General features: G+C 33.9%; 10 protein-coding genes. 8 read left to right on the top strand and 2 right to left on the bottom strand.

Translation table 11 applies throughout. From position 1 onward, the window contains the following. The first annotated feature begins 196 nt into the window (after positions 1-196). The 4 genes from LUU93_RS19255 to LUU93_RS19240 all read left to right on the top strand — a co-directional run bounded on the left by LUU93_RS19255 (position 197) and on the right by LUU93_RS19240 (position 3,485). On the top strand, positions 197-799 hold the full coding sequence (locus LUU93_RS19255; protein ID WP_232682779.1) for an NAD(P)H-dependent oxidoreductase: 603 nt from the start codon (positions 197-199) through the stop codon (positions 797-799). A 2-nt stretch (positions 800-801) separates the two neighbouring features. Next, positions 802-1,080 (top strand): putative quinol monooxygenase, encoded by a 279-nt coding sequence (locus tag LUU93_RS19250; RefSeq protein ID WP_232682778.1) that lies wholly within the window; start codon positions 802-804, stop codon positions 1,078-1,080. A gap of 59 nt (positions 1,081-1,139) precedes the next feature. Continuing rightward, on the top strand, positions 1,140-1,592 hold the full coding sequence (locus LUU93_RS19245; RefSeq protein ID WP_232682777.1) for a DUF3291 domain-containing protein: 453 nt from the start codon (positions 1,140-1,142) through the stop codon (positions 1,590-1,592). A gap of 612 nt (positions 1,593-2,204) precedes the next feature. Beyond that, the gene (locus tag LUU93_RS19240) at positions 2,205-3,485 is read left to right on the top strand and encodes a DUF2130 domain-containing protein (RefSeq protein WP_232682776.1); all 1,281 of its coding nucleotides are present in this window, start codon (positions 2,205-2,207) and stop codon (positions 3,483-3,485) included. Between the two features lie 167 nt (positions 3,486-3,652). On the opposite strand, the gene LUU93_RS19235 is transcribed toward LUU93_RS19240, so the two are convergent. Both LUU93_RS19235 and LUU93_RS19230 read right to left on the bottom strand, forming a co-directional pair. Then, the gene (locus LUU93_RS19235; protein WP_232682775.1) at positions 3,653-4,084 is read right to left on the bottom strand and encodes an META domain-containing protein; all 432 of its coding nucleotides are present in this window, start codon (positions 4,082-4,084) and stop codon (positions 3,653-3,655) included. Between the two features lie 112 nt (positions 4,085-4,196). Then, positions 4,197-4,976, bottom strand: coding sequence for an META domain-containing protein (locus LUU93_RS19230; RefSeq protein WP_232682774.1), 780 nt, complete (start codon positions 4,974-4,976; stop codon positions 4,197-4,199). A gap of 268 nt (positions 4,977-5,244) precedes the next feature. Between LUU93_RS19230 and nirB the strand changes: the two genes are divergently transcribed. The 4 genes from nirB (at position 5,245) to LUU93_RS19210 (ending at position 11,139) form a co-directional block, all read left to right on the top strand. Beyond that, positions 5,245-7,758 carry a nitrite reductase large subunit NirB gene (gene nirB, locus LUU93_RS19225; protein ID WP_232682773.1) on the top strand — a complete coding sequence of 838 codons (2,514 nt, stop codon included), beginning with the start codon at positions 5,245-5,247 and terminating at the stop codon, positions 7,756-7,758. 285 nt (positions 7,759-8,043) lie between these two features. Beyond that, positions 8,044-8,421: a nitrite reductase small subunit NirD gene (gene nirD / locus LUU93_RS19220; protein WP_232682772.1), complete on the top strand. Its 378-nt coding sequence runs from the start codon at positions 8,044-8,046 to the stop codon at positions 8,419-8,421. A 312-nt stretch (positions 8,422-8,733) separates the two neighbouring features. Next, positions 8,734-9,318, top strand: a complete 585-nt coding sequence (locus LUU93_RS19215) for a DUF4202 domain-containing protein (protein ID WP_232682771.1) — start codon at positions 8,734-8,736, stop codon at positions 9,316-9,318. Between the two features lie 9 nt (positions 9,319-9,327). Further along, a complete protein-coding gene (locus LUU93_RS19210) occupies positions 9,328-11,139 on the top strand; it encodes a PAS domain-containing sensor histidine kinase (RefSeq protein ID WP_232682770.1) in 1,812 nt (603 codons plus the stop codon). Positions 11,140-11,614 lie beyond the last annotated feature (475 nt).

The raw sequence follows: 11,614 nt of genomic DNA, 5'->3' as shown, positions 1-11,614 counted from the left end.
TACCTAAAATCAGCAAGAAATAAAAAATTATCTTGAAAGTGGAATCCGAAAAACCTGAATTAATGTTTTTAGTGGACAATCTTGTTTTTACCAAAAAAAAGAAGCTGTCCTTTTGAGACAGCCTCTTGTTTTTCTAAATCGGGAAATATCGCTCCTATCCCTCACGCAACCCAAATTCATCAGAATAAAAAGTAAAATGAAGAAAATATTTATTATCAACGGAAGTCAAAATTTTGCACATTCAGGCGGAAAATTCAACGAAACCGTTACCAACTGGACAATCGAATACTTAAAAAGTAAAAATTACGAAATAAAAACAACCGATATCAAACAAGAAATTGATCTTGATGAAGAAGTCGAAAAATTCGTTTGGGCAGATGTTGTAGTGTATCACACACCGGTTTGGTGGTTTCAATTACCAAATCTTTTTAAAAAATATATTGACGACGTTTTCACTGCCGGACACAACAAAGGGATTTACAAAAGCGACGGCAGAACCAGAACAAATCCTGACATTAACTATGGAACTGGCGGACTTCTTCACGGACGTAAATATATGCTGACCACAAGCTGGAATGCGCCTGCTGCAGCTTTTACACTTCCGGGAGAATTCTTCAATGAAACTTCTGTAGATGAAGGAGTTATGTTTGGTTTCCATAAAATGAATAAATTTGTAGGTATGGAAAAACTAAACGGTTTCCATTTCCACGACGTTGAAAAAGGTGCTACATCTGAAAATATTAGTATCTTTAAGTATGAATATACCAATCATTTAGAACAAATCTTTAAAACTTTATAATTATGATATCCATTACAGCAATTCTAAAAAGCAAAAAAGAAAACATAAACCAAGTTCAAAGCATGCTGAATCATTTGGTGACAGAAACCAGAAAAGAAGCTGCTTGTGTTCGTTATGATCTTCATACTGCTGAAAATGTTTTTATCATTTGGGAAGAATGGAAAGATCAGGATGGTCTTGACATACACAATAACCAATCGTACTTACAGGATTTCATTGCAAAAACAGAACCTCTAATTGCTTCTCCAATTCAGGTTTATAAAACAACACAAATATTATAAAAAGTTAAAATAATTTACTTTCAAAAAACTAACTTGCTTCATCTTTAATCATATTAAGTATGAGCAAATATCATCTCGCTGAAATCAATATTGCCAAAATGAAAGGAGTCGATATCAACGATCCTATCATGAAAGAATTTGTAGACAACTTAGATTTAGTAAACACTTTAGCCGAAAACAGTGAAGGCTTCGTTTGGAGATTAAAAGATGATAGTTACAATGCTACAAACCTAAATCCGTACAATGACGAACAGATAATTGTAAATGTTTCTGTTTGGGAAAACATCGAAACTCTGGAACATTATATGTACAAAACGTTTCACAGTGAGTTTTTAAAACGCCGAAAAGAATGGTTTCAAAAATTCGGAAAGGCACACACCGCAATGTGGTGGATTCCTAAAGGACATATTCCTACTCTTAATGAAGCAGTTGACAAATTAGATTATTTACAGCAAAACGGAGCTTCAAATTTAGTTTTTAATTTAAGAACAAAGTTTTCGGCACCTTCTTAAAAATGATTTTTTTTAAAATTTATATATAACCCCTAACGGGGCATTTTTCTGTCTGCTTATATTTTTTTTCTACCTATATTTTGTACCTATGGGATATTATGCAGAAAGATAATTCTAAAAATGCTCCTTTAGGAGCAAAATATCGGTAGAAAAAAAATCCATTAAAAAAATATCCCGTAGGGATTGTACCTCATTTAATTTAACAAAAGCGCGGTCCCAAAGTTTCGGGAACAAAATTTTTATTTAAATTGAATAGCGTCCGGCTAAAACTGGAGACAATTCAAAAAATCCTTTTAATCTTTTTAATCTGTGGCTGTAAATAAAAACCTTGCTCCCAAAGCTTCGCTCTGCGTTTTTCCAAAATTCATTCTAAAGCTTGTGGATTTTTACAAATTATTTTAAAACTACGGAAATCCATAAAAACGATTATCAAAAAGCAGTTAAATTGCAACCTGAAATTCAATTTCAAATCAGAAAAAACAAAAAAATGATATAAATTCGTGCGATTCGCGGCTAAAAAAACGTTACAATTTATCACAACAATCACAATCATAAAAGAGAACTTTTAAATACCTTAGCAAATTATAATTCTACTCAATAAAATCAATAAAAATGGCTGAACAATCTTCAATTCAGTGCCCAAACTGCGGAACTCCCATCGATGTCAATGATGTATTAAAACATCAATTGGAAGACAGCATCCGTAAAGAATTTCAACAAAAAGCTACCATTCAAAATAAAGAATTAGAACTTAAAAACGAACAGCTCGAAAAAGCGAAAGCCGAATTTGAAGCCAAGAAAAAACAAGAAAACGAGCTTTTTGCCGAACGTTTAGAACGTGAGAAAAAAACAGCCGAAAAAGAAATTTCTGAAAAATTAAAAGCCAAATTAGAGGAAGAAAACAAGGACCGTTTACTTTTAATGGAAAAAGAACTCTCTGAAAAATCCGAAAAAATCAGGGAATTAAATAAAATGGAAGGCGAAATTGCAAAATTACAGCGTGAAAAACTAGAAATGAAAGAAGCAATCGAAGCCGAAGCACAAAAGCAATTAAACGCTGTTTTAGTTTTAGAACGTGATAAAATCCGTAAACAGGAAGAAGAAAAAAACGAGCTAAAAATCAAAGAATACCAAAAACAATCTGACGATCAAAAAAAGCTGATTGAAGAAATGAAACGCAAGCAGGAACAAGGTTCTATGCAATTGCAAGGCGAAGTAATGGAATTAGCAATCGAGGAATGGCTGGCAAATAATTTTCCGTTAGATAGTATTGATGAAGTTAAAAAAGGTGCAAATGGTGCCGACTGCCTTCAAATTGTCAATACTAGAGAATTGCAAAACTGCGGTTCTATTTATTATGAAAGTAAACGTACAAAAGCTTTTCAACCAGCGTGGATCGAAAAATTTAAAAACGATATTCGAACTAAAAAAGCCAATATTGGTGTTTTAGTTACCGAAGTAATGCCTGCCGGAATGGACCGAATGGGAATGCGTGATGGAATCTGGATTTGTACGTATGAAGAATTCAAAGGTTTAAGTGCCGTTTTGCGTCAGTCATTAATTCAGATAAGTCAGGCTGTTCAGGCGCAGGAAAACAAAGGTGATAAAATGTCAATGTTATACGATTTTTTAACCAGCAATGAATTCCGTTTACAGATTGAAGGAATTGTAGAAGGTTTTACCCAAATGCAGGGCGATCTTGATGCCGAAAAAAGAGCAATGCAGAGAATCTGGAAGCAACGTGAAAAACAAATCGAAAAAGTGGTTCACAACACTTTAGGAATGTACGGCTCAATTCGTGGAATTGCTGGAAATGCGGTGCAGACCGTAAGAGCTTTAGAGCTTGATTTTGTTGAAGATGACGATGAAGATCCTAAAGAATTGTTGGAATAACAATGTGAGATGGCACGCGGATTAAACGGATTCGCTTACGCTAAAACATGGATGGGCACGGATTTTTTTTATTTTTTGATGAGAACTAAACATAATCTTGTCATTTCGCGTTCCTTGCAATGACAAAATAAAAAAGGCTCCGATAAATTTCGAAGCCTTTCATTTAATTAACCTTTTTTAAAAGACATTGTAAGCCCAAATTGATTAGAAAGATAAAGCTTATTATTTTCAATAGAATAACCTGAAGTCGTTCTTAATAATTGTACAAATTCGCTTTCTTTTTTTGCGTCACATTTTTTAGTCTCTGATATAAGATTCGGAAACTGAAGTTTTCCTGTGCCATTCGATACCAAGCTTCCTTTAATACCATTGCATCCTGTTGAGCCAGAAAAACTTGATGAAGTCATTTCGATTTTTGGAGAACTTGAAAAATCTTTTTCAGTAATTACTTTTCCGTTTAAATTCTCTAAAACCCAGGTTTGCTGTAATTTCTTTTCAATTGAGTTTTCGTTAGCAGCGACTGTTGAATTTGCAGTTTTACTTGATTTGCAGCTGTAAACTAGTGATACAGCAATAAATAGCATTAAAATCTTTTTCATGTAAAATAAATAATATAAGTTTTATTTTACAAAAATATTCCGTCTTTAATCCATCCTTATATACTATAAGTTATTTTTAAACCATTCCAAGACATTTTTAAAACTATAAAGTTTAATCTACCTTTCTAAAAACCAAAAGTTTAGCAGAAGAATTTGACAACGTTAATCTGTTATTTTCAATAGTATAAGTAGTTGTACTTTGCAGTGCTTTAGTAAAATCCCCTTCTTTATTTCCCGGCGCACAAGCCATTAAAGTCGAAATAACTTTTGAAAACCGAAGTAAATCCTTTTCATAAAAAATTGTCCCGCTTATCGCATTACAGCCTCCATAACCCATAAATCTGTTTTCGGCAGAATTGATTTCGATACGTGGCAGTTCCCGTTGAAAATCAGTAACAAAAACCTTGAATCCGTTAAGTTCTTCCACAACCCAAATATCATGTAAGCGATAATCAGTATTATATTTTCCACAGCCTCCCAGCTTTTTAAACTCAAGCTCTGAATTATTTTTAATTTCGACCGAAACCTTATAAGGAGAAATTGTTCCAGACATTGAATCCTGGCAATCTAACTGCTGTATTGTAATGGTCGCTGTCGAAGTTTCATTGCTTACTTTGTACATCTTTATATTTGCATCCATAGCCTTTATTGCTTCAACTGCAGGAAAAATCAGTTTTTCTTTTCCTGGAATCAACGAAGTAAAAACAAAATTCTCATTTCCCATTTTTATTCCCCAAAAAGGTTCGTTTCCGGTTGCTTTAAAATAGACATTCATATCTTCTTCTATAACAGCTGTCTGTGTTACCTCTTTTGTATCAGAATTTTTGCCCGCAGTCGATTTACAACCAATCATTAACGATAGTAAAAGCAAAAGTGATATTATTTTTTTCATAATGATTTTATTTAAAAAGTGCTGTTTTACCAAAACACCTGTAAAATTCTTATGAATTTACGACATTTTTTTGAAATCCTTATTTAGAATCTTTTCAAATTTAAAATTTTTATAACACCGTTAATCCTTTAAAAACCCATACTGCGTAAAAGATTACGATAAAATACGTAATTATTTTTTAAGCCTATATCATAAAAATTAACAGCAATACGTATTTTTATAAGTATAAATACTTATATTTGCGTAGTAATACTTAATTAAAGAAATCATGATTAGAGTAATAGTAGTTGGAAACGGCATGGTTGGTTATAAATTTTGCGAAAAGTTCATCGCAAAATCAGGACAGGAAAAGTATCAGATTACTGTATTTGGTGAAGAACCAAGACGCGCTTACGACCGTGTTCATTTAAGTGAATACTTTGGAGGTAAAACGGCCGATGATTTGTCATTATCAACAACCGAATGGTACGCCGAAAACAATATTATTCTCAATACATCTGAATTGATTACAGATATTAATCGCACAGAAAAAACAATACATACCCATTTAGAAAAAACGCATACGTACGATTACTTAGTTTTGGCAACAGGTTCATCAGCATTTGTTCCTCCAATTGACGGAGTCGAAAAAGAGGGTGTTTTTGTATACAGAACCATCGAAGACTTAGATGCAATTATGGCTTATGCCAAAAAGATAAAGCAAAATGGTGCAACCGAAGCCGCTGTTCTTGGCGGAGGATTATTAGGTCTTGAAGCAGCAAAAGCCGTTAGAGATTTAGGATTGAATCCGCATGTTGTAGAGTTTGCACCCCGTTTGATGCCGAGACAATTAGACAAAGGCGCAAGCGATATGTTACAAGCTAAAATTGAAGAATTAAATATCGGTATTCATCTTAACAAAGCAACACAATATATCGATGGAAAAGAAAGCATAACGGGAATGATGTTTGCTGACGAGGAATTGTTAAAAGTAGACATGTTGGTTATATCTGCCGGAATTAAACCTCGCGACGAACTGGCAAGAGTTTCAGGACTTGAAGTTGGATTACGAGGCGGAATTGTGGTAAACAATCAAATGCAGACATCAGATCCTTCTATTTATGCTATTGGAGAAGCAGCACTTTACAATCAAAACATTTACGGACTTGTTGCTCCAGGTTACGAAATGGCTGATGTTGCTGCCGAGCAAATCTTAAATGGTACTAAAACCATGAGAGAAACCATCGATATGTCGACACAATTAAAATTAATTGGTGTCGAAGTTGCGAGTTTTGGTGATCCTTTTATCGAAAATGATAACGTAACTGCCATTATTTATGAGAATAAATTAAACGGAGTTTACAAAAGAATCAACGTTACTAAAGATTCTAAAACATTATTAGGCGGAATTCTGGTTGGAGATTCAAGCGATTACAATTCACTTTTCCAGATTTACAACAATGCAATGGCTTTGCCTAAAAATCCGGAAGATTTGATTTTAGGTTCAAGAGACGGTTCTGAAGGTTCAAGCTTAGGAAGCGTAATGGATTTGCCGGAAACTGCCGTAATCTGTTCTTGCGAAAATGTTACCAAAGGTGCTATCTGCTGTAAAATTTTAGATGAAAGCTGTGCTAGTCTTTCAGATGTTGTGAAAGCAACGAAAGCGACTTCTGGCTGCGGCGGCTGTAAACCAATGGTTTCAGATTTGGTAAAAGCGGCTCAAAAATCACTTGGAAAAGAAGTTAAAGAAGTTATCTGTGAACATTTTAACTACACTCGTCAGGAATTATTCGATTTGGTAAAAATCAATAAATATGAAAATTTTTACGATGTTTTAGATCATCACGGAAAAGGCGATGGCTGCGAAGTGTGTAAACCCGTTGTAGCTTCTATTTTCTCTAGTATTTACAACGATACGGCAAACAAACACATCACTACACAAGATACAAACGACAGATTTTTGGCTAATATTCAACGAAACGGAACCTATTCTGTAGTTCCAAGAGTTGCCGGAGGAGAAATTACTGCCGAGAAATTAATTGTAATTGGCGAAGTTGCGAAACAATTCGATTTATACACTAAAATCACTGGTGCTCAAAGAGTTGATTTATTTGGAGCTCATTTAAGCGATCTCCCTAAAATATGGAAAATCTTAATCGATAACGGTTTTGAAAGCGGTCACGCATACGGAAAATCGCTTCGTGCCGTAAAAAGCTGTGTTGGAAACGCCTGGTGTCGTTACGGAATGGACGACAGTGCCGGATTTGCTATCGAACTTGAAAACAGATATAAAGGGATTCGTTCTCCACATAAATTAAAAGGCGGTGTTTCGGCCTGCATTCGCGAATGTGCCGAAGCCCGAGGAAAAGATTTCGGATTAATTGCTGTTGAAGGCGGCTGGAATTTATACATTGCCGGAAATGGCGGTGCAAACCCAAAACATGCTGTTTTATTAGCCGAAAAAATTGACAAAGAAACAGTTATTAAATACATGGACAGATTCTTAATGTATTACATCCGCACAGCCGGCCCGCTGGTTCGAACTTCAACATGGTTAGAAAAATTAGACGGCGGTCTAGAGTATTTAAAGCAAGTTATTATCGAAGACAGTTTAGGAATCTGCGAAACGCTTGAAGCCGAAATGCAGACTCTGGTAAATACTTTTGAATGCGAATGGAAACAGGTATTAGAAAAACCAAGATTATTAAAACGCTTTAATCATTTTGTAAACTCAGACGATAAAGACGATAATGCAGTTTTTGTTCCGTTAAGAGATCAAAAAGCGCCAAAAGCCTGGTCATAAACTAAAAATATAATTTTTAAACACATAGAGACATAGATTTTACAACTCCAAAAACGTTTTTCACTTCTCTAAAATAAGCAGAAATGATTTTCTTTTGACAATTCTTTTTTCAACTATTAAGTCTATGTCTCTATGTGTTTCAAAAAACAAAAATAAGCTCCAAAAAAAAACAAAAAAATATCAATAACGTTTGCTGTCCTTCTTACCCTCTTTTTTACTGCGCCATCAAAACTCTCTTGATTGTAAAAAGAGGGCTAAGAAACAGGAAATCAAAACAAACTTAAAATGGAAGAAATCTTAAATCAATACGAAACAGTCCATGCAAACGACGCAACAATTTGGTTTAAAGCGGGCAAAGTTGAAGATTTCCCGACCAATCGCGGCGGCTGTATTAAATACAAAAACAAACAGATTGCTATTTTTAATTTTACACGTCGTAACGAGTGGTACGCCTGCCAAAATGCATGTCCGCATAAAATGGAAATGGTACTATCAAGAGGAATGACAGGATCTGCAGATGATATTCCAAAAATTGCCTGTCCTATGCATAAAAAAACATTTTCATTAGTAGATGGTTCTAACTTAAATGGCGACGATTATAAAATTGCAACATACCCAATTAAGATCATTGAAAACGAAGTGTTTGTTGGATTTATAGATTAGTTTAAAAGCCACTCCCGATAACTATTGGGATTCACAGATTAAAATTATTTTGCCACGAATTAACACGAATTAAATTAATGGAATTCGTGAAATTCGCAGCGAAAAAACCCAATTCAATATCTTTGAAATCCAAATAACAAAAACAATAGAAATAATTGATTTATTGCCACAGATTAAAGGATTTTTAGGATTAAATCTGTGAAAATCTTCTAATCTGCGGCAAAAAATAAAATAATAATTCGTGCTAATTCGTGAAATTCGCGGCGAAAAAAACTTAATTCCGTATCTTTGAAATCTATTATCTTCAAAAAAATGAGTACACCTTTTCAAAAAGCCAGCGAATGGATTGATGCCGAAAACGCACAAGATCCAAATATCGACATCGATCAAAACAAAGAATATCCAAAAGAATTATTGTATTCAAACAGGATGTACGAAAGGTTGATGCAGTTTGACCCCAATGCTTCAGAAGAAATTCAGATTGCGTCAAAAGCGCAGCACATCTGTCGATGGAAAGTAGCACGTGAATCGTTTCCTATGGATCGTGTTGGTTATTTGAAATGGAGAGAAGAATTGAAAAAATTTCACTCAAAAACTACTGCCGAAATTTTAGTAAAAGCAGGTTATAACCAGACTTTCATAGACCGTGTTTCATTTTTAATAGAGAAAAAATTACTTAAAAAAGATCACGAAACACAATTATTAGAAGATGTTATCTGTCTGGTGTTTTTAGAGTATTATTTAGAGCCTTTTGTTCATAAACACGATGAAGAAAAACTAAAAAACATCATCAAAAAAACCTGGGATAAAATGTCTGACAAAGGACATCAGGAAGCCTTAAAAATCAATTATTCTGAAGAAAATTTAAACCTGATAAAAGCTTCTTTAGGATTGTAAACTGATTATATGAAGAAAAGCAATCAGGAAGCTGCAGATAAAATCACATTCAAAAATTTACGCCGTCTGTATTTTTTTGCGCTTCTTACTATTGCCTTAACCATAATTATCAGCCAGGCTTTGGTTCAGTACAATCTGAATCAGCAGTTAAGCGATTCTAAAATCATCAATTTTTCGGGAAGGCAGAGAATGCTCAGTCAGAAAATTGTAAAAGAAGTTCTAATTCTGCATTACGTTTCTGATACCGTTTCTTCTAAACAAACCTCACATTTACAAAATGTTTTATCTCTTTGGAAAAAAAGCCAAAATGCACTCAAAAACGGCAGTGACAGTTTAGCTTTTCCAAAAGAAAAAAGCGAAACACTCCATAAATTATATCTCGAAATCAATCCGATTTTCAATAAAATCGCGGAGACTACTAATTTGTTTTTATTGAATTTAAAACAGAAAAAACAATCCGAAGAAAATCAAAAACTTGTACAGGTAATTCTAGAAAACGAAGGTTCCTTTCTTTCAAAAATGAATCAAATCGTTACACAATACGATCTTGAAGCACACGAAAAAGTAACTGAACAGCGTAAAATAGAATTTTGGATTTTTGGCTTCACCCTATTGGTACTGCTTTTAGAGTTTTTCTTCATTTTTAAACCCACAAATAAGAAAATCGAAAGATTAATAGCCAAACTTTTATCTTCGGAAAAAAAGGCTTTAAAACTGGCTTACGACACAGAAATCATCAGCGAAATCAAAGAAAATTCGGTTAAAGAATTAAAGTCGCTCAATTATGCAATGGAAAATACATTACTCTATTGCCGAATTGCGCCTGATGGTTCGATTATTCATATTGGAGAAAAATTTGCCAAACTTTTAAACTACACCAAATTTTCATCAAACAAAAAATTCTCAGAAGTTTTAACGATTGACGAAAAAGAACAAATCAATATTGACCGTCTTATTTTTGAAAAACAAAGAAGCGGCTGGCAGGGCGAAATCAAAATTTTAAATAAAGAGGATCAAACCATCTGGCTGGATTTATCAATGGTTCCCGTAACAATTAAAAAAGACGAATTAGAACTTTTGATTGTTTGTTTCAACATTACCGAACGTAAAAAAGCACAGCGCGAAGTCGAGCGTTTAAATCTTGAAAACATCACTGAAAAAATCAATCAGCAAAAGATTATTTCAAGCAAAATTGTTGAAAATCAGGAAAACGAACAAAACCGAATCGCCAAAGAAATTCACGACGGAATTGGTCAAATGCTTACCGGTTTAAAATTTAGTCTGGAAAGTATCAATTTAGAAGACAAAGAAAAAGCTGCTCAAAAAATAGAATACCTTAAAAAATTATCACTTGATATTATAAAAGGTGTCCGCACGGCAACTTTCAATTTAATGCCCCCGGAGTTAAGCGATCACGGAATCGTTTCATCTCTTTCTAAATTAACACAAGAGCTTTCTAAACTTACCGGAAAAGAAATTCTGTTTTACAACAAAACCAATTTTGACCAGCGTTTAGATTCTTTAATCGAAATCAATATATATCGACTTACACAGGAAGCCATCAACAATGCCATAAAATATGCAGAATCAACGCATATTATCGTACAGCTTTCGCATAGTGAGACACTTTTAAGCGTTATTATTGATGATAATGGAAAAGGTTTCAACATTAACTCAGTTTACAAAAAACGAAACAGCGAATCAGGCATGGGATTATTGTTTATGAAAGAAAGAATTCAATACATTAACGGCCGCGTTTTCATCAACTCAATTCCCGGCGAAGGCACAAGGATTACTTTTAATATTCCGATACTTAAGTAGAAATTCCATTTTTTTTAATTCCAAATTCCAAATACTTTACGCTTAGAAAACTTTGTCAAAGTTGACCACGATCTTATCAGGCTGAGCGAAGTCGAAGCCCGCACAAAGTAAATCCACAATTAAAAATCAAATAAAATCAATTGCCTCCAGCTTTAGCTGAAGGTATACAAAAAAGCATCAAAAAGGCTTTAGCCAAACTTACAAATTTGGCTAAAGCCTTTCTTTTATCTATAAAAGCCTCCAGCTAAAGCTGGAAGCAATTAAAAAACAAACTTTGTCAAAGTTTTGAGAACTTTAACAAAGTTAAACACAATCTTGTCAGACTGAGCGAAGTCGAAGCCCGAGCAATCTTAATCGACAATCTTTGCAGGGCTTCGACTTCGCTCAGCCTGACAATACTAAGTACAATTTTGTAATTTAGAATTCCTAACATTAGAATTTTTAATGTTACAATTTAAAATCTAAAAAATTACGT

This window comes from Flavobacterium soyae (genome assembly GCF_021245985.1).
Taxonomy (GTDB): Bacteria; Bacteroidota; Bacteroidia; order Flavobacteriales; family Flavobacteriaceae; genus Flavobacterium; species Flavobacterium soyae.
The sequence above is the reverse complement of the archived record's forward strand: the minus strand, read 5'-3'. Positions and strand labels throughout refer to the sequence as shown.